The organism is uncultured Sphingomonas sp. (genome assembly GCF_937871615.1).
Classification (GTDB): domain Bacteria; phylum Pseudomonadota; class Alphaproteobacteria; order Sphingomonadales; family Sphingomonadaceae; genus Sphingomonas.
This window is the reverse complement of the sequence record NZ_CALMPA010000021.1, coordinates 33,384-52,175: the sequence shown is the minus strand read 5'-3', so window position 1 is coordinate 52,175 and position 18,792 is coordinate 33,384. Positions and strand designations below refer to the sequence as shown.

Below are 18,792 nucleotides of genomic sequence, written 5' to 3'. Positions count from 1 at the left end.
AGCATGATGAGCAGTGCCGCGTCCGCCCCCAGGGTTCAGCCCTTCATCCCCGCCAACGATGATTTTCTGACCCGTGGCGATCTCGCGAGCCTGACGCCGCAGGAGCTGATCCGCCGCACCACCGCGCTGAAGCCGCTGCTCGCCGCCCATGCCGCGGAGTGCGAGCGCGCGCGCCATCCGATCGAATCGGTGTGGAACGAAATCCGCAAGACCGGCTGCTTCTATCATTTCATCCCCAAGAAATATGGCGGGCTGGAATTCGATGCGGACAGCTTCATTGATGCGATGTTGCCGCTGAGCGAAGGCTGCCCGTCAACCGGCTGGGTCACCGCTTTCTGCGTCGAACACAATTGGATGCTCACCCAGTTTCCGGAACAGTTTCAGGACGAGGTGTTCGGCACGCTCGATGGCGATCGCGTTCCTTATGTGATCGCGCCGGGCGCCACCGCCCCGCCGGGAAAGGCAGTGAAGGTCGATGGCGGTTATCGCATCACCGGGCGCTGGAAATGGGGCACCGGCGTCATGCATTCGGATTGGGTGCTGGTCGCCAACATGATCGTCGACGGCCCGGCCAATGTGGTGCTGTTCTGCGCGTTGCCGACCGAGCAGGTCACCGTGCTCGACACCTGGCATATCGACGGCATGGAGGGGACGGGCAGCCACGATCTCCTGATCGAGGATGTTTTCATCCCCGAGCATCGCACGATGGACATGGCGGAGATGCGCGCCGGCACCGCCCATGGCTCGCGGCTGTACGATAACCCGATCTATCGCCAGCCGATGCTGCCGTTGCTCGGCGTGACCGCGGCGATCTCCGGCGTCGGCGCGGCGCGGGCGGCGGTGTCGCTGTTCCGCGAGCAACTCGCCGAGCGCATGGTGATGGGCACCAATATCACCCAGTCCGAAAAGCCGGCGGCGCAGATGCGCCTCGCCAATGCCAGCGTGATGGCGCGGACGGCGGAATTGCTGCTGCGAGATGCGCTGAACAGCAATATCGCGCTCGCCACGCCGGAAAAGCGCGCCGATTTCGAACAGCGTTCGCGGATGCGGTTGCAGATCGCGCAGGCGATGGAGCTGTGCCGCCACGCGATCATGATGGTGGCGGAGGCGAGCGGCGCCAGCTCCCATCTGCGGAGCAACCCGATGCAACGCTACCTGCGCGACGTGAACGTGATGTCGAACCATATCGTTTACGACAAGGACGGCGCCGCGGAGCTTCACGGGCGCTCGCTGATCGGCCTGGCGCCCAACGCCCAGACGTATTGACGCCAGCACGGCGATTCAATTAGAATACTAAGTTAATAATGGCTGGCGAAATTCGGGACCAGCCAGTCGGAATCAGGATCGGCGGGCGGCAATCGCCCTCCGGTCCACGATAGCAGGAGGAGGACGCGATGAAGGGTTTCAGGAACAGGCGTATTGCGTTGCTGATGGGGGCGGCCGTGCCGTTTCTGGCGATGCCGGCTTATGCGCAGGAGGCGGCGCCTGCCACCGATAGCGCCGATCAGCGCGCTACCGCCGCCACCGGCAATGACGTTATCGTTACCGCGACGCGGCGTCCGCAGACCCTGCTCGATGTGCCGCTGTCCGTCGCGGTGGTTTCCGGTGCCGATCTCGACAAGATGGGCACGCGCCAGTTCAACGACCTCCAGGGCAGCGTCCCCAACCTCCAGATCGACCAGACCAACGGCAATTTCGTCATCAGTATGCGCGGGCTCGGCTCGGGCGGCGGCAATCTGGCGTTTGAGCAATCGGTCGGCTTCTTCGTCGATGGCATCTATTCGGGGCGCGCGCGCTCGCTGCAAACCGCGATGATGGATGTCGCGCGGGTCGAGGTGGTGCGCGGGCCGCAGGGCGCGTTGTTCGGCAAGAACACCGATGCCGGCGCGATCAGCGTCATCACCGCCGCGCCGACGCGCGATTTCGAGGGCCGCGTCAGCGGTGGCTACGAATTCGAGAACAAGGGGTGGAACGGGGAAGGCTATCTGTCCGGCCCGCTGACCGACACCCTCTCGGCCCGTTTGAGCGCGCAGGGCGGCCATGCCGGCGGCTATATGTATAACCGCGCGACCGGCAAGCGCGACAATTCGAACGACTATCTCGGCATTCGCGGGCAATTGCTGTTCGAGCCGATGAAGGGCATGTCGGCCAAGCTGAAGGTCGAATACGGCAAGAACGATTACAAGGGCGGCAACCGGGCCTATAACGGGCTGGGCACGTCTGCCTTCGCCAATCTCGTCCGCACTACTGATGCGGCATTTGGCGGCGTTCCCGAAACGCCCGGCTTCGTCCGCGTCCAGTCCTCGCCCTATCCCGAATTCTCGCGCACCGAGAATGTCGCCGTGACGCTGACTACCAACACCGATCTCGGTGGCGGGGTCCAGCTCACCACGATCGGCGGCTACAACCACCTCAAGGCGAGCACCGAAACCGATATCGACAACAGCCCGCTCAACTTCTCGGATAATCTCCACACCGAAAGCACCACGCAGATTTCGCAGGAAGCCCGGCTTTCCGGCTCGATCGGCGCGCTTTCGCTGTTCGGTGGCGTGCAATATTATTACGCCAAATCGCATATCGTGCAGAATATCTTCTGGCGCACCGCCGGGCTGCCGGTGCCGCCGGTAGTGAACGGCAATTCGGTGCTGCCGTTCGATCAGACGAGCGAATCCGTGTCGCCGTTCATCGCGGCGAACCTTGAAGTGCTCCCCGGCCTCACCATCGACGGCAGCCTGCGCTACAGCCATGAAAACAAGCAGGCGCGGATGCAGCAATTGCCGGGGCCGCTGGCGTTCGTGCCCTATGATATCCGTGGCAAGCGCGTGGAAAAGCTGTGGGATTATTCAGGCAAGGTCAGCTACAAATTCAGCAGCCGCGGCCAAGTTTATGTAAGCTACGCCACCGGCAGCAAGGGCGGCGGCTTCGTTTCGAATGACACGCGGCTTGGGCTGACCGGCAAATATCAGTTCGATCCCGAGCGCGCGAAGTCGTGGGAAGCTGGGCTGAAAATGCGCGGGGCGGGCGGCGTTTATGATGCCAACCTCGCGGTGTTCAGCACCGATTTCGACAATCTCCAGGTTTCCACCTACAATGGCGTCAGCTTCGTTACCGGAAACGCTGCGAGGGTCCGCTCGCGTGGCATCGAATTCGAAGGCAATGTCCGCCCGGTTTCGATCCTGACGCTTGGCGGCAACGTGGCGTATCTCGATGCGAAGTATCTCGATTATCCGGGTGCCACCTGCGTTTACGGGGCGCCGCCGACGTGCGTGTCGCAGAACCTTGCGGGCTATCGCCTGACGCGCGCGCCCAAATGGAAATGGACCGCCTATGCGCAGATCGACGCGCCGATCAGCGACGATCTGAGCCTCACGGCGCGCGGTTCGGCGAATTATACCGGGCTGACCAACTATCAGGATACGCAGGCGCCATCGACGATGATGCCGGCCTATACCACCTATGACGCGCGTATCGCCGTCACCAACAAGGCGCAGGGCTGGGATATCGCGCTGATCGGGCGCAATCTCAGCAACACGGTAAGCTGGAGCCAGGGATTCGGCATTCCGTTCGTCACTGGCGCCACCTCGGTGTTCGTGAATCCGGCGCGGACGATCACGCTCCAGGTGTCGAAGAACTTCTGATCGGATAACTTGCAAAAAAGGGGGGCGGGCCTCGCGATCTGCGCGGCCCGCCCCCTTTTTTGCGCGTGTTGCCGGCCATGCCGCCCGCCCGGTTTTCCGGGCGGGCGAAGCCGGATCACGCCGTCTTGTTGGTGACCTTGTACTGGCCCTTGTAGAGCGCGCCGTCGTCCACGCCCACTTCGCGCGCGATCAGCGCGTTGGTCATCTTGCTGAGCCGCAGGATCAGCGCGCGGTTCTTCTCGCGGTTCGCCGGGCTGGCGAGGTTCACGATCTCGTCCGGATCGCGCAGCGTGTCGTACAATTCCAGATCGTTGAGCCTGGTCAGCATTTCCCAGCTCGTCGGGATATGGTGCTGGTCCGGCGCGAAATAGCGCGCGAACTTGTAGCGCCCGTCGAATACCCCGCGATACAGCCGCCGCAGCGCGACATCGGGCGCGGCGAGCGGCTTCACATTCTCCACGCCGGGCGGCACGTCCGGCTGGTTCCAGCCATAGGCCACCGCATAATTGAGCAGCGAGCCCTGCTGATCGCGGCCGGTGCGCGCATCCGGGTGCATCGCGGCGGGGGTGAGATCGTGCCCCTTGAGCGTGGCAGGGCGCTTCGCTGCATCGACGCCGGCCATGCTGAGCAGCGTTGGCGCGATATCGAGCGTGGTGCCGAGCGCCGCGGTCTGTTGCCCCTTCGCGCCTTTTGGATGCGCGATGACGAACGGAACGCCGATATCCTCCTTATAGACCGTGCCGGCCTTCTGGCGCAGCCCGTGCGCGCCGCCGCGCTCGCCGTGATCGGAGGTGTAGATGACGATCGTGTCGTCGATCTGCCCGCTTTCCTCCAGCGCGGTCATCACCGCCGCGACGTGGCGATCGACATCGCGAATGCAGTTGAAATAGTAATTCTGGAAACGCTGCCACGCCGCCTCGTCGGCATGATCGAGCTTGCCGTAGAACGCCCATGAAGCGGCGCGGATCGCGGCGTGCGCGCTGGGCTTGGTCGACAGATCGTCGGCATAGAAGCTCTTGGGAAGCGGCGCTTTCCAGTCCGCGTCGTAGATCGGATCGCCGGGCGCTGGAAACAGCGGCGCGATCAGATTGGGCATTATGCGGGTCTTTTCGCCGTCACCGCGCGCGTCGAAGAACATGATATCGTGCGGATTGACGAAATTCACCGCCATGAACCACGGCTTGTCGCCGGCCTTGCCGCCCTCCAGATCGCGCAGCGTGTTGATCGCTTCGGCGGCGGTCGTCCCGTCGTCCATGAAGCCCTGCCAGGTCAGGCCGACGCGCTCGCCGTCGAAATTATAGTCCGAGAAGCCGAACGGTTCGAGGAGATCGTCGCCGCGCGGATATTTCAGCTTGCGCTCGGAAACCTGCGGCAGCTCGATGTCGGACAGATGCCACTTGCCCTTGTACGTGGTGTAATAGCCCGCGTCGCGCAGCATATGGCCGATCGTCGGTATGTCCTTGCGCAATTCCGGGAAGGGCTGGCTGTTCGGATTGAGATACACGCCGTTCTGCTGGGTATGCTGCCCGGTATACATCACCGCGCGCGATGGCCCGCACGGATTGGTGTTGATGAGGTAATTGTCGAACGAGACGCCCCGGCGGCGGATCATGTCCTGCCCCGGCATCGGCAGCGATTTCGGCACGTCGGCGAAGGAACGCTGCTGGTCGGTAACGATCATCAGGATGTTGTAGCGGCCATCCGTGCGGCGCTTGCCACGCGGGCGCTCGATCGTCGCCGGGGCCGCTTCGGCCGGTTTCGCCATCGAAACCGCCGCTGCCACCGCCGCCACGCCGCCAGCACTCGCAAGCAAGGTGCGGCGGCTGAAATCGTTACTACTCATTGGCCTCTCCTCAAAATCCCGCCCCTGGACACACTGCGTCCGGGGAAACGACCGGCCCGCGCCATTCCGGCGTCGGGCCGGTGATATTCATGCCGCGCCAAGCTCCTTGCGGACGATGCGCGTGCCTTCGACCATCGCGGCGAGCTTCGCGAAGGCGACCTCGCGCGAGTGATATTTCATGCCACAATCGGGCGCGATCCACAGCCGGTCGGACGACACATGGCGCAGCGCCTCGCGGATGCGCGCCGCGATCAGTTCCGCCGGCTCGATCTCGTTATGCGACAGATCGAGCACGCCATACATGATGATCTTGTCGGGCAGTTCGGCGAGGATCGACGGATCGAGCCCCGGCTGCGCCGCCTCGACCGAGATCACGTCGATTCGCGAGCGGTTGAGTTCGGTCAGGAAGTCATAGGCCTTGGGCTTGGTCACCTGATTGCCGTGGACCAGCGCATAGCCGAAACAGATGTGCAGCGCAGTCGTGCCGGTAACGCCTTCGAGCGAGCGATCAATCGCGGCAAGCGCGAAATCGCGCGCGTCGGTCGCGCGGGCCTGAAGATACGGCTCGTCAAGCTGGACGACATCGACGCCGGCGGCGAACAGATCCTTGATCTCCGCATTCACCGCATCGGCATAATCCATCGCGAGATCGGCGTCGGTCTTGTAATAATCGTTCTGCGCCTGCTTGGTCATCGTGAACGGGCCGGGGAGGGTGAGCTTCACCGGCTTCGTCGAATGGCGCTTGAGGTATTGGGCGTCCTGCACCTCGATCCCGCCGATGCGGCGGATCGGGCCGCTGACGCGCGGTGCCGGGTTGGGCTTGCCGGTGCGATCCATCGCCACGCCGGGATTGTCGATATCGATCCCGCTCAGCGCGTTGGCGAGGCGGTTGGAATAGCTTTCGCGGCGCATTTCGCCATCGCCGACGATGTCGATGCCGGCCAGTTCCTGATCGCGAATGGCAACGAGCGTCGCGGCTTCCTGCGCGTCGCCCAGCCAGGGCTCGGGGATACGCCACAATTCCTGGGCGCGGGTGCGCGGCGGAAGGCTCGCCTTCAGCCGCTCACGGTCGATCAGCCAATCGGGCTGTGGATAGCTGCCCACGATGGTCGTCGGCAGAAGGATATCGTTGGCCATGTCACCCCTTAAACGGAAGGAGCGCAAAGGATACTTAGCAATATAAGCGACTGCAAGCGCCGGAGCGACCGGGAGGCGCGAAACCTCCCGATCTTTCCCGCATGATTACTTGGCGAGCGCCATTTCCGTGACGTCGTTCCGCGCGAGTGCCTTCTGGACGATCATGCCCTCCACCTTGGTGCCGTCGGCGGTCACCGGATCGTGCGCCACGTCGGCATCGGTGAACTCCTTGGTCCACGCCGCGAATTCGAGGCACACGCCATCGGGATCGAAGAAATAGACCGAGCGGACGAACACGCCGTCGTGCATGTGATCGGCCACCTGCGTTTCCGAATTGTCGTGATCCAGAATCCGCGTGACCGCGATCCCCTTCGACTGGAGCCGCTCATAATATTCGTCGAACTTCTCGGCCGGCACGTTGAACGCGATATGGTTCATCGATCCGTGCGCGGACATGAAATTGCCCTGCGTCGGCAGAGCCTCCGGCGCGGAGATGCCCGGATGCGCTTCCGGCGCGCCCTGGAACCAGAAGAAGGCGAGGCTGTCGCCATTGCCCATGTCGAAGAAGAAATGCTGGCCGCGATTGCCCGGCAGGTCGATCGTCTTGACCAGCGGCATCCCCAGCACGTCGCGATAGAATTCAACTGTCCGGGCCATATCCTTGCAGACCAGCGCCAGATGGTTGACGCCTTTGAATTCGAACTGGGTGTTGGTGGCCGGCATCATCCGTCTCCTCTTGTGCCATCAACCGGATTGCGCGTGGGTGCGGTCCGGGGAAACTGTCGGGAAGGTGAAGCGCCGGTGCGCCCAGGCGACTCGCCACCTTCCCGTATTATGTTCGCGAGCATAAGCCGAATCGCGATAACTGTCAATTATATTGACGGTTATCGCGACGGGCGCGCGCTGAGGAAGTCCGCCGCGTCGAAGCCTTCGGGGGCGGCGATTTCCACGATCGGGTCTTCGCGGTTGTCGAATTCCATGCGCAGCGCGCGGGTAATCACCGCGTGCATGTCGTAAAGGCAGGTGATGTAGGTGAATTCGAAGATCTGCTCGTCGTCCCAGAAGGTGCGCAGCTTGTCGAACACCTGATCGGGCACGCGCCCGCCGGCCTGCGCCAGGCAATCGGCGTAAGCGAGCACCGCGCGTTCCTGCTCGTCATAGCAATCGGCGACGGTCCAATAGGGGATCGCCGCGATCTTCTCCTCGCTGACGCCAAGGCCGCGCAGCGACTTGCAATGTTGCGAGAAGACGAACTGGCTGCCCTTCACCCAGCCCGCGCGGGTCTGCCCCAATTCGCGCAATACCGGCGAGATGCGGCGGCTCGGGTGGCGATAGACCGCGAAGCCGTCGACCGCGTGCTTGAAGATATCCGGCGCGAGCGCGTAGACCGTCCACCAGTCGCCCGGCGTGCCGGTCGCGGTGCCCGGTTCGCTGACCGGATCGCGATCCCCGAACAGGCGGTTGTAGTAAGCGAGCACGGTTTCGTCCGTTACCTCGCTGCGGGGAACCTGGCGTAGAACCGGCATCGTCTCTCTCTCCTCAAGCTTGTGCGTATTTGCGGAATTCGGCGACGTGCGCCGAATCGAAATATTCGTCGAGCCGCGTGATTCGGCCATCGGTGACCTTGCAGATGATCGCGCAGGGCAGCCGCACCGCGCCGCCATCGTGGACGCGCTTTCCTTCCAGCACATGCTGCTGGACGAAGCCGCCGGCAAAGACGTTGATGCGGCGATCGGCATAGCGCGGATCGCTGATGCGCGCGACCATGCCGGCCAGCACCTTTGCGGTGTCCGCCGGGCTCACGATCAGTTCGTCGGTATTGTGCCAGATCTCCGCATCGGGCGTGAAACATGCCTGCATCGCGGGGATATCGCCTCGTTCGATCGCATCGAAAAAGCCCGTGGCGAAGGCGCGCATCTCACTGTCGTTCATCGGCTCTCTCCCTAAATCGGTTTCTCAGTTTTCCTTGATCGGCTCGTCGAGGTCGCGCGGCACGACGCGCGCGACGCGATATTGCGCGTAGGCGGCGAGCGCGGCGACCGGCAAGGTGCACAGCAGCGCGAAGCGCAGGCTCGCCGCGCCGTGAAGCGGGGTCAGCGCGTCGCTGATGATCCCCACCACGAGCGGGCCACAGCCCAGCCCGACGAGATTGAACATCAGCATCAGCACGGCGGTCGCGGTGGCGCGCGCGCGCGGCGGCGACAAGTTCTGCACCAGCGCGATCGCCGGCGCGACGAAGATGGTGCACGCGATCATAGGCGGCAGCATGATCGCGAGCGACCATTGCCAGCTCTGCACGAACAGCGCCGCGCCGAAACTCGGCACCAGCAGCAGCATCGCGATGCACGGCACCATGCCATAAGCGGCGGCGGAGCGCCGTGCGAAACGGTTGACCAGCGCGCCGCCGCCCCAATTGCCAAGGCCGAAGGTGATCCCGGCGGCGGGCGCGAACCAGGTGGCGAGCGCGCCGACAGGCATTCCCTGCGTGCGCATCAGGAAGGCTGGAATCCAGTTGAGCATTCCATAGCTGACAAACGCGCACAGCCCGCTGGCGATTGCCACCGCCCTGAGCGAGCGATTGCTGGTGAAGGCTGACAGGCTCTGCCCGATCGACGGCGCGGCCTCGTTGGTCTGCCGGCCCGCGTCCATCTGGCCGCGCGGCGGCTCGCGCACCAGCAGCAGTAGCATCGGCGCGGCGACCAGGGCGCCGACCAGCCCGATCGCGATGAACGCGCCGCGCCACCCGATCGTCGCCGCCGCCCAGCCGCCCAGGCCCGCGCCAAGGAACACGCCCATCGGGCCGCACAACGTGTAAAGCCCGATCGCCAGCGGGCGGCGTTCCGGCGGGTAATAATCGGAGAGCACCGAATAGGATGGCGTCCCGCCGCCCGCCTCGCCGATGCCGACGCCAAACCGGGCGAGCGCGAGCTGGGTGAAATTCTGCACCAGCCCGCAGACGGCGGTAAACAGGCTCCACACCACACAGGCCGCCGCGATCAGCCGCACGCGATGCCAGCGATCTGCCACCATCGCCAGCGGGATGCCCATCAGCGCGTAGAACAGCGCGAAGCTCAGGCCCGTAAGCAGCCCGAATTGCGTATCGGTGAAAGCCATTTCGGCGCGGATCGGCTCGACCAGCACGGACAATAGCTGCCGGTCGACGAAATTGAGCGTGCCAATGGCGAACAGCATCCACAGCGCCACCGTGCGGCGTGTCGCCGGGGCTGCTTCGCGCGTCGCGAGCGTTGTCGCCGATCCAGTAGCCATTCCCATCCTTATCCGTTGTTGCGATCGAGCGGCGTCGACTCCCGGATGATGCTTAGATACGTAAGAATATGTGTCAACCAGCCGACGATCGCAGACACAGGTGACGCGGCAAATTGCGGGAGAGTGATATGGATATTCGGGGAAAGGCCGCGATCGTCACCGGCGGCGCTTCGGGAATAGGCCGCGCGACGGCATCGCGGCTGGCGGCGGCGGGCGCGGCGCGGATCACCCTGGTCGATGTGAATGAAGCGGGATTGACCGAAACCGCCGATCTCGTTCGCGCGGGCGGTGCGGAGCCGGTGGTGATGCGGCTCGATCTCGCCGATCTGGCCGCCACGGGCGCGTGGGTCGATCGCGTGGTTGCGGATGGCGCGCCGGATATCCTGCACAACAATGCCGGGGTCGTATCGGGCGCCGGGGCGTTTCCCGAAATGCCGCTCGATCGGCTGCGCTGGATCGTTGATGTCAACCTCACCTCGCTGGTGCTCGCGACGCAGACGATCGCGCAAGGGATGCGCGCGCGCGGCGGCGGCGTGATCGTCAACACCGTGTCCACCGTCGCGCTGGGGCCGGGTTTTCGCGATGCGATGTATGCCGTCACCAAGGCGGGGGTGATGATGCTCACCCGTTGCTGCGCCTCGCTCAAGGAGGAATGGGGGGTGCGGGTCGCCGGCGTTTTGCCGGGGCTGACCGATACGCCGATCCTGCATACCACGGGTGGCGATCGCGCGGCGGACTGGATGGCGCCGGTGCTGGCGAACAATGAGCGTTGCGCGCCCGGCGATATCGCGGCGGCGGTGATTGATCTGATCCACGACGATGCGCTGGCCGGCGGCGATTGGGTTGCGGTCAGAAAAGAAAACGGCGTGGTGACCCGGCAATGGGGCCACGACACGCCGCTATAAGATGAAACCTTCCCCTCCCCCGCGTGGGGGAGGGGAGGGGGATCAGAACTTCACGCCCGCCTCGATCGCGATGTTGCGCGGTGGCTCGACGAACATGATCGCGCGCGAAACGGTGGTGATCGGTGCGGGCAGGCGGAACGCGCTGCCGCTGGTCAGTTCGTTGGTCAGGTTCTTCCCGATCAGCGCGATGTGCCAGCGCTCGTCCTGTGGCGCGAACTGGATACGCAGATCGAGCTTCGCATAGCCCTTCTGATAGCCGTAGTTCGGGCTCTGATCGTCCGAGTTGAAGAAGCCCGAGCGACCGCCGAGGATCGCGGTGCCGTCCAGCTTGTAATCGCTGATGTCGACCCGGCCATGGACCGACACGTTGCCCGTGAACTTCGACGTATAGGGCGGACGGCGACCGGAAAGGTCGCACACGCCGGCGGGCGCTGGACCTTGCGCCGTCGCGAGGCACGGCGCGCCCGGATATTTGTCGTACTTGATGTCCATATACGCGGCGGACGCGGTGATGTCGAAATAGCGGCTCGGCGCGATGCGCAGCGATCCTTCGACGCCGCGCGAGGTCGCCTGGGCCGCGTTTCCGGTAATATAGGTCTGCAGCGTGGAACTGTACGACGAAGTCTGCAGATCGGTGAACTTGGTGTCATATGCCGACACGTTCAGCGTTGCACGGCCATCCCACAGCGTGGATTTGAACCCCGCCTCCCAGTTCCGCGACCGTTCCGGCTTGTAGATGAACGTCGCGTCCTTCGTGCCCAGCGTGTTCGATACGAAGCCGCCGGACTTCGAGCCACGGCCATAGACCGCATAGAGCATCAGATTGCGCGAAACATCGTACTGGACCGTGATCGACGGATCGACGAGGCCTTCGTCGATCGAGCCGCTGGCGCTGGTGAGTGGCCGGAAAGGCTGGCCGCTGAGCAGCTTGCCGCTGAACGTCCCGTCTTTCTGCACGTTGGTATAGCGCAGGCTGCCGATCAGGCGAAGCCCGTTCGCCGGTCGCAGCGTCGCCTGCCCGAATCCGGACAGCGTCCGGGCGCTCTGGTGGAAATAGGTCTGGTTGAGCGAGACCAGGTTGAACGCAAGAATATTGTAATAGAGATACGGATCTACGTTGTAGGTAGATTTGTCGTAATAAGCGCCAACAACATATTCGAGCACGCCGCCAGTCGGGGACAACAGGCGCAATTCCTGCGAGAACTGGTGGAAGTCCTCGGGATACTTGTTGGCGACGGAATTTTCGATCACCTGCCCGGTTCCCGGAACACGCTGATCGAAATAGTTCGTCACGGCGCCGTTGAACCACGAATAGCCGGTTATCGAGGTAAGCGTGTGCGTGCCCACCTTCAGGTTCGCGGTGACCGAGCCAAGCGCCGAACTGTTGGTATAGCCTTCGCGGCCAAGTGGGTAATTATCCGCATAGCGGACCAGCGTTGGCCGCTGCTCGGTATTATCCGGCGTCGAAACGCCCAGGCCGCCGATGCGCTCGTAATTCGACAGTTCCAGCTTTGCGGATACATCGAACGTATCGCTCGGTTCCCACAGCGCGCTGATGCGGAACAGTTGCAGCTTGTTGCGCGGTTCCTCGTTGCCGTTTGCCAGGTTCTTGATGTAGCCATCCTGATCCTGAACGCGCGTCGCGACGCGCAGCGAAAGCGTGTCGGTGACGGGGCCGGAAACATAGCCCGTCAGGTCATAGCCCTTGAGATCGAAATTATACGTGCCGGTGAGCGCGGCCTGGAAGGTCTTGGTCGGGCCAGCCGAAACGACGCTGATCGCGCCCGCGGGCGTGTTCTTCCCGTAAAGCGCCCCCTGCGGGCCGCGCATCACCTCGACGCGGGCAACGTCGAAGAACGGGTTCAGCGCCTGGCGCATCTTGCCCGCGTAAACGCCGTCCATGTAGACGCTGACCGCCTGATCGAACGAGAAGTTCTGGGGCGGCGAACCGAAACCGCGGATATAGATCGTGTCGTTGCCGTTGGTCTGCTGGACGAACATGTTCGGCACGAAATTCTGCACGGCCTTGAAATCGGCGGCGGCGAAATCGGCGACCTTCTGCCCGGAAACGACCTCCATCGAGATCGGCACATCCTGCAGCTTCTGTTCGCGCTTCTGCGCGGTGACGACGATATCGGCCCCGCTGGTCTCGGTCGGCGCGGCGGTGGTCGAATCGGTGGCGGTTTGAGCGAAGGCGGGCGATGCGATTCCCAGCGCGGTGACGAGCGCGGAAGCGGCGATGCCGGTTAACAAGCGATTGAAATTTTGGGACATGGCCCCCCTTCTCCTTAACGCGGCGCAATGCGTGCCTTGTTTTCTGACAAACTTAGATTACGAACTATCGCCGATTTAGTCCAGTAGGAGGGTGCTGAATATGGTGACCGAAAAGACACAGGTGCTCGGCGATTTTCTCTGCACGGTCGACTTTCACGTCGCCGGCGGGATCATCCACGTCGGCGCCGCGCCGTTCAACGACCGGCGGATCGGCTATATCACCGGCGGCAAGTTCGAAGGCCCGCGCCTGTCTGGCGAGGTATTGCCGGGCGGCGGCAACTGGTCCGTCGGCGGGCGACTGGGTGAGGATGCGACTGTCGGCACGCTCGATGCGCGCGCGGTGCTGCGCACCCATGATGGCGCGCTGATCTACGTCAATTATTTCGGGCGCAGCGTGATCCCGGACGACGTGCGCCGCGAATTCGCCGATCCCGCGCTTGCCTCGAAAGTCGATCCGTCGCGCTATTATCTGCGCATCGCGTCATTGTTCGAGACGGCAAGCCCCGATTATGCGTGGCTCAACGGGACGGTGGCGATCGGCGTGGGCGAGCGCACCGATCTCGGCGCGCGGCATCGGCTCTATTCGGTGCGGTGATCGCGCGGGGCGTCAGCCCCGGTCGATCCAGTCGGTGAGGAGCGCGGTGGTCTGTTTCGCCGCCTCCACCGTCGGCAGATGGCCGACGCCCGCCAGCGTTTCCAGCCGCGCGCCGGGGATCGCATCGAGCATTTCCTGCTGTTGCTCCACCGTGGTGATTCCATCCACCGCGCCGCGGATCAGCAGCACGGGCGCGGCGATCGCGCCGAGCGTCGGGCGGCTGTCGATCCGCGCCATGATCGCGCGCTGCTGGCGCAGAAAGGTTTCCGCGCCGGTATCCGCCGCCATCCGTCGCGCGAGGCCGAGCAGCTCCGCGTCGTCGCGCTTTTCCGGCGGGAACAGCATCGGGATACGCTCCTCGATCACCTGATCGAAGCGCCCGGATTCGACCAGATCAATATAGCCCTGCCGCCGCGCGGTCTGCGCCGGGCCATCGGCGGAGGCGAGGGTGGCGATCAGCGCCAGCCGCGCCACCCGTTCGGGCGCGCGCCGCATCACCTCGAACGCGACGAACCCGCCCAACGCATGGGCGACCAGCGCGAAGCGTGCCGGTGCCGCGTCCAGCAGCCGCTGTGCCATCCCGGCGATCGTGTCGTCATGCCGGTGATCGGCGTGGCGCACGTCGCGTTTCGCCCAGGCGGCGATCTGCGGCGTCCACGTCTCCTGCGTCAGCAACTGGCCGGACGCGAGAACGATCGGAAGGCTGGTCATCAAATCACCTGATTGAGCAAGGGTTCGCCCGCCGTGAGCCGGCGGACATTCTCCGCCGCCGTCGCGAGGCTGCGCGCGAGCGTTTCCGGCGTCTGCCACGCGACATGCGGGCTGACGACGACATTGGCGAGCGTGAGCAAGGGATCGGCGGGATCGACCGGCTCGGTCGCGAACACGTCCAGCCCCGCGCCGCGCAGATGGCCGGAGCGCAGCGCGTCCGCCAGTCGCGCTTCGTCGACCAGCCCGCCCCGCGCGACGTTGATGAGCACCGCGCCGCGCTTCATCGCCAGCGGATCGACCAGATTGGCGGTCTCATCGGTCAACGGCACGTGCAGCGAAACGACATCGGCTACCGCGAGCAGCTCGGCCAGCGGCAATTGCCGCCACGGCTTGTCCGCGTGGCTGCTGCGGGCGGTGAACACCACCTCCGCCCCCAGCGCCTCCAGCGCGCGGGCGAGGCGCGCGGCGCTGTTGCCCATCCCGATCAGCCCGATCGTGCGGCCCGAAACCTCGCCCATATTGTCGAGGACATCGGATGGCACCGCCCATTGCCCGGCGCGGGTGGCGGCATCGAGCGCCACGGTGCGGCGCAACACCGCGAGCAGCAGCGTCAGCGCGCATTCCGCCACCGCCTGCGCATTGACGCCGGGCATGTTGCACACCGCGATGCCGCGCGCCTTTGCCGCTTCCAGCGCGATCGTATTCACCCCCACGCCGAGCTTCTGGATCAGCCGCAGCGAGGGCGCGGCGGCGATCGCCTCCGCCGAGACCGGGGCCAGGACATGGAGCAACACTTCCGCGTCGCCCGGCGGCGAGCCGGGCTGAACCGCGAGCACCGCGCCCGCGCCGAACACCGCGTCGATCTCAGCCTGAAAGCCCGCGCTCGGGATGGTGTCGATCGCGAGCCGCATCAGCCCAGCCGCGCGGCGACCGGCGCGGCGAAGGCGGAGGCGCCGGCGAACACCGCATCCGCGCCCATTTCCTCCTCGATCCGCAGTACTTCGTTCCACTTCGCCATCCGCTCGGAACGGGTGAAGGAGCCAACCTTGAGCTGGCCCGCATCCCAGCCGGTCGCGAGGTGCGCGATCGTCACGTCCTCGGTCTCGCCCGAACGTGCCGAAACGATCATGCCCCAGCCGCGCGCGCGCGCCGCCTCCAGCGCCTCATGCGCCTCGGTTACGGTGCCGACCTGATTGACCTTGATGAGCGCGGCGTTGCACGCGCCCGCCTCGGCGGCCTTGGCCACGCGCGCGGCATTGGTGACGAGCACGTCGTCGCCGATCACCTGCACCTTATCGCCCACCGCGCGCACCACCGTCGCCATGGTTGCGAAATCGTCCTGCGAGGCGGGGTCTTCGATCGACAGGATCGGATAGCGCCGGGTCCAGCCGATCACTTCCTCGGCCATCGCCGCGCCGTCCATCCGGCGATCGTCGAGCGCAAGGGAATAGCCGGTCGCGTCGCCCAGTTCGTTGGCGGCGATGTCGAGCGAGATGAACACGTCCTCACCGGCGCGGAAACCGGCAAGCTCGATCGCCTTGGTCAGCGTATCGAGCGCCTGTTCGTTGGAGGAGAAATTCGGCCACCAGCCGCCTTCGTCGGCAACGCCCGAAAGCGGCCCCATCGCGGCCATCAACTCCCCGGCGGCGCGATATACCGCGTCGGTGATTTCGAGCGCGCGGCGGAAGCTGCCGGCGCGCGGCGCCATCACCATGAAATCCTGAATGTCGGTGCGGCGACCGGCATGGGCGCCACCGCCGAAGATCTGAATTTCAGGCAGCGGAATGCGCACCTTGCGCCCGCCGGCGAGATAGCGCCACAGCGGCGCACGCTCGGCGGCGGCGGCGGCATGGAGCACCGCCATCGACACCGCGACCAGCGCATTGCCGCCGAGCCGCTCCTTGTTGGGCGTGCCGTCCAGCGCGACGAGCGCGCGGTCGATCGCCGCCTGGTCGCGCGCATCCATGCCGTTTAGCGCGGGTGCGATTTCGGTTGCGACATTCGCCACCGCCCGCGCCACGCCCATCCCGCCGAAAGCGTCGCCGCCGTCGCGCAGGTCGATCGCTTCATGCGCGCCGCGCGAGGCGCCGGCGGGCGCGATGGCGCGCCCGATCGCGCCGTTTTCGAGCCGAACCTCGGCCTCGACGGTCGGGCGGCCGCGCGAATCCCAAAGCTGGCGGGCGAGGATGTTGGCGATACGGTTGGTCATCAGAACTCCATGGGCCAGTCGGCGATAAGTTGGTCGATCGTCGGGGTGTCGGCGGCGAGCAGCGCCAGCGCGCGGGCGCGCACCACCTCTCGGGCCGTCGCATCGAGATAGGGGGCGGGGGATTTGCCCTCGACCCGCGCGAGCAGCAGCGCGGAGAGCAGGGCTCCGGCCCGTGCGGCGAGCGCCTCGGCAGGTTCCCACGTTACGCCAGCGAGATAGCGCGCGACGAACGCGCTTGCCGATTGTTTCAGCGGCGCGGCATGATCGGCGAGCCAGATCGTCTTGAGCAGCAGATGCGTGGTGCAAAAGGCGAGATCGAACGCGGGATCGCCATAGACCGCGCATTCGGCATCGAGAAACACGCCGCCTTCCGGCCCGCACAGGATATTCTTGGGGCTGACATCGCCATGAACCAGTGCGCCGCGCCGCGCCTGAAGATCGTCCGCGATCGCGTTCAGCCGCGCCGCCACCTCGGGCCGGTTCCCCGCGACATAGCGCAGAAACGGCGAGATGCGCAGCGCGTCGAACAGGTCCATGCTGTCGAAATCGCGCGCCATCGCCGCGTCGTCGGCGGTCGCGGCATGGATGCGGGCGAGATCGTGGCCGAAGCCGCTCGCGAAGCCGGGATCGACGCGGCCCGCGATCAGTTCGTCGCGCCACACCGGATGCGCTTCCGGCTCCAGATAGGCGAGCGCGAACAAATGCTCGTCCGGCACCGCCGCCACCACTTCCGGCGCCAGCCGCGCGTCGATCCGCCGCGCGCATTGCAGCCAGCGCACCTCATTCTCGGCCCGCTCGACAGGGGCGAGCCACTCCGCCGCAACGCGCAATTGCGGCAGCGCGCGCTTGACGACGATCGGCGGCTCGTCACCGATCCGCGCCAGCCACACGTCGCACGATACCCCGCCCGAAAGCGGGGTGAGCGTGACCGGCTGGCCGTCGCGGGCAAGCCCCGCGCGGCGCAGGGATGTGATGGTGGCTGCCTCGCCCGTGTCGGTCACGCTCAATGCCTCGCTCAGCTCTTGGCTTCGATCCACGCGACCATCAGGTCGGCGGCCACGTCGCGTTCCGCATTCGAATCCTCGAAATAATGCGCGCCGGGGATCAGTTCGATCTGCTTGTCGGTCGAGCCGATATTGTCGAAGATCTTGCGCGCGTCGCTCGGGAACACGCCGGTGTCCGCCGTGCCCTGCACCACCAGCGCGGGGGTGTCGAACTTGGCGAGATGCGGTGCGCCCTGGCACGGCGAGGTTTCCAGGCTCCACATGTTGAGCCAGGTCTTGATCGTGTTGAAGCGCCCGATCGAGGGCGTGCGGTTCGCGGTGACGGGATCGCCGCGATAGCACAGCCGCGGCTTGCGCGTTGACGGATCGAGCGACGGATCCATGCAGCGCAGATCGCCCCACACGCGAAACAGCGGGAACAGCCGGTCAGGCACGCCGGCATCGTTGAGCCGCTTCAGTTCGACCTTCGCCCAATCGGTGATGCGCTGGTTGCGCGTGCGCTGCGCCGCGCGGTAACGGGTGACGAACTCCTCCGAATAGGGCGGGGCGTTCTCGGCGCTGAACGGATCGAGCGACGGATCGGTCGCCACCGGATCATTTTCGTCCACCACCGATGCGTCAAGCCAGTCGGTCAGCACTTCGGGGCGGCCCTGGTGCGCGTTGAGCGAGATGTAGAGATCGGCCTTGATGAGATCGTTGAGCGCATCCAGCCCGGCGCCCGAAAGCTCGCTGCCGAGCGTCGGCTTGATCGCTTCTGCCTGATAGGCGCCCATCAGCGAGCCGCCGCCCGAATTGCCCAGGATCACGATCCGCTCGACGCCCGCCACTTCCTTGAGCCAGCGCATCCCCACGCCGATGTCCAGCACCGCGTGATGCAGCAGGAACTGATCCTCGAACCCGCGATAGCGCGTGTTCCAGCCGAGGAAGCCGATCCCGCGCCGCGCGAAATAGGGCGCGATATAATGTTCGGTGAAATCGACGTTGTAATGGGTCGCGATCACCGCGGTCTTGGGCTTCTTGCCCGCCGGCGTCCAATAGATGCCCTGGCAAGGGTGGCCGCCCGCAAGAATGCGCGGCGCGGTGGGGGAAACCTTGCCGATGAATTGCACGTCAAGTCCGTTGGTGTCGCGCGGGTCCATTGCCGCTCCTCTCAATTTGCTTAGATAGCGAAGATTATCGTCGTGAACCGGCGAGGTCCAGCCCATCCGT

Annotated in this window: 16 protein-coding genes; 4 read left to right on the top strand and 12 right to left on the bottom strand. The window is 65.1% G+C overall.

Annotation, left to right across the window (positions count from 1 at the left end; all coding sequences use genetic code 11):
- Nucleotides 1-6: 6 nt before the first annotated feature.
- Nucleotides 7-1,266 (top strand): acyl-CoA dehydrogenase family protein, encoded by a 1,260-nt coding sequence (locus Q0316_RS04780; protein ID WP_298670329.1) that lies wholly within the window; start codon nucleotides 7-9, stop codon nucleotides 1,264-1,266.
- Nucleotides 1,267-1,394: 128 nt separating this feature from the next.
- Nucleotides 1,395-3,638 (top strand): TonB-dependent receptor, encoded by a 2,244-nt coding sequence (locus Q0316_RS04775; RefSeq protein ID WP_298670327.1) that lies wholly within the window; start codon nucleotides 1,395-1,397, stop codon nucleotides 3,636-3,638.
- 115 nt (nucleotides 3,639-3,753) lie between these two features.
- Here Q0316_RS04775 and Q0316_RS04770 read toward each other — a convergent pair whose 3' ends face one another.
- The 6 genes from Q0316_RS04770 to Q0316_RS04745 all read right to left on the bottom strand — a co-directional run bounded on the left by Q0316_RS04770 (nucleotide 3,754) and on the right by Q0316_RS04745 (nucleotide 9,885).
- A complete protein-coding gene (locus Q0316_RS04770; RefSeq protein ID WP_298670325.1) occupies nucleotides 3,754-5,481 on the bottom strand; it encodes a sulfatase-like hydrolase/transferase in 1,728 nt (575 codons plus the stop codon).
- Between the two features lie 87 nt (nucleotides 5,482-5,568).
- The gene (locus Q0316_RS04765) at nucleotides 5,569-6,618 is read right to left on the bottom strand and encodes a 5-methyltetrahydropteroyltriglutamate--homocysteine methyltransferase (RefSeq protein WP_298670323.1); all 1,050 of its coding nucleotides are present in this window, start codon (nucleotides 6,616-6,618) and stop codon (nucleotides 5,569-5,571) included.
- A gap of 105 nt (nucleotides 6,619-6,723) precedes the next feature.
- Nucleotides 6,724-7,341: a VOC family protein gene (locus Q0316_RS04760; RefSeq protein ID WP_298670321.1), complete on the bottom strand. Its 618-nt coding sequence runs from the start codon at nucleotides 7,339-7,341 to the stop codon at nucleotides 6,724-6,726.
- A gap of 161 nt (nucleotides 7,342-7,502) precedes the next feature.
- Nucleotides 7,503-8,144, bottom strand: coding sequence for a carboxymuconolactone decarboxylase family protein (locus tag Q0316_RS04755; protein WP_298670319.1), 642 nt, complete (start codon nucleotides 8,142-8,144; stop codon nucleotides 7,503-7,505).
- A gap of 13 nt (nucleotides 8,145-8,157) precedes the next feature.
- Nucleotides 8,158-8,550, bottom strand: coding sequence for a nuclear transport factor 2 family protein (locus Q0316_RS04750; RefSeq protein ID WP_298670317.1), 393 nt, complete (start codon nucleotides 8,548-8,550; stop codon nucleotides 8,158-8,160).
- 24 nt (nucleotides 8,551-8,574) lie between these two features.
- Nucleotides 8,575-9,885 (bottom strand): MFS transporter, encoded by a 1,311-nt coding sequence (locus Q0316_RS04745; RefSeq protein WP_298670315.1) that lies wholly within the window; start codon nucleotides 9,883-9,885, stop codon nucleotides 8,575-8,577.
- A 128-nt stretch (nucleotides 9,886-10,013) separates the two neighbouring features.
- Here Q0316_RS04745 and Q0316_RS04740 point away from each other — a divergent pair, with 128 nt between their 5' ends.
- Nucleotides 10,014-10,790 (top strand): SDR family NAD(P)-dependent oxidoreductase, encoded by a 777-nt coding sequence (locus tag Q0316_RS04740; RefSeq protein WP_298670313.1) that lies wholly within the window; start codon nucleotides 10,014-10,016, stop codon nucleotides 10,788-10,790.
- A 42-nt stretch (nucleotides 10,791-10,832) separates the two neighbouring features.
- On the opposite strand, the gene Q0316_RS04735 is transcribed toward Q0316_RS04740, so the two are convergent.
- The gene (locus Q0316_RS04735) at nucleotides 10,833-13,064 is read right to left on the bottom strand and encodes a TonB-dependent receptor (RefSeq protein ID WP_298670311.1); all 2,232 of its coding nucleotides are present in this window, start codon (nucleotides 13,062-13,064) and stop codon (nucleotides 10,833-10,835) included.
- Between the two features lie 103 nt (nucleotides 13,065-13,167).
- On the opposite strand from Q0316_RS04735, the gene Q0316_RS04730 reads away from it, so the two are divergent.
- Nucleotides 13,168-13,659, top strand: a complete 492-nt coding sequence (locus tag Q0316_RS04730) for a DUF3237 domain-containing protein (RefSeq protein ID WP_298670309.1) — start codon at nucleotides 13,168-13,170, stop codon at nucleotides 13,657-13,659.
- Nucleotides 13,660-13,671: 12 nt separating this feature from the next.
- Here Q0316_RS04730 and Q0316_RS04725 read toward each other — a convergent pair whose 3' ends face one another.
- Genes Q0316_RS04725 through Q0316_RS04705 form a run of 5 tightly spaced genes read right to left on the bottom strand, consistent with a single transcriptional unit; the run spans nucleotide 13,672 to nucleotide 18,722 of the window.
- A complete protein-coding gene (locus Q0316_RS04725) occupies nucleotides 13,672-14,370 on the bottom strand; it encodes an alpha/beta fold hydrolase (RefSeq protein ID WP_298670307.1) in 699 nt (232 codons plus the stop codon).
- On the bottom strand, nucleotides 14,370-15,281 hold the full coding sequence (locus Q0316_RS04720) for an NAD(P)-dependent oxidoreductase (RefSeq protein WP_298670305.1): 912 nt from the start codon (nucleotides 15,279-15,281) through the stop codon (nucleotides 14,370-14,372). Before Q0316_RS04720 ends, Q0316_RS04725 begins: the two co-directional genes overlap by 1 nt.
- Nucleotides 15,281-16,579 carry a phosphopyruvate hydratase gene (gene eno / locus Q0316_RS04715; protein ID WP_298670303.1) on the bottom strand — a complete coding sequence of 433 codons (1,299 nt, stop codon included), beginning with the start codon at nucleotides 16,577-16,579 and terminating at the stop codon, nucleotides 15,281-15,283. The genes Q0316_RS04720 and eno overlap by 1 nt, the downstream gene beginning before the upstream one ends.
- Complete coding sequence (locus Q0316_RS04710) at nucleotides 16,579-17,616, bottom strand: aminoglycoside phosphotransferase family protein (protein ID WP_298670301.1); 1,038 nt, start codon at nucleotides 17,614-17,616, stop codon at nucleotides 16,579-16,581. Before Q0316_RS04710 ends, eno begins: the two co-directional genes overlap by 1 nt.
- Nucleotides 17,595-18,722: an alpha/beta hydrolase gene (locus Q0316_RS04705; RefSeq protein ID WP_298670299.1), complete on the bottom strand. Its 1,128-nt coding sequence runs from the start codon at nucleotides 18,720-18,722 to the stop codon at nucleotides 17,595-17,597. The genes Q0316_RS04710 and Q0316_RS04705 overlap by 22 nt, the downstream gene beginning before the upstream one ends.
- Between the last annotated feature and the right edge of the window lie 70 nt (nucleotides 18,723-18,792).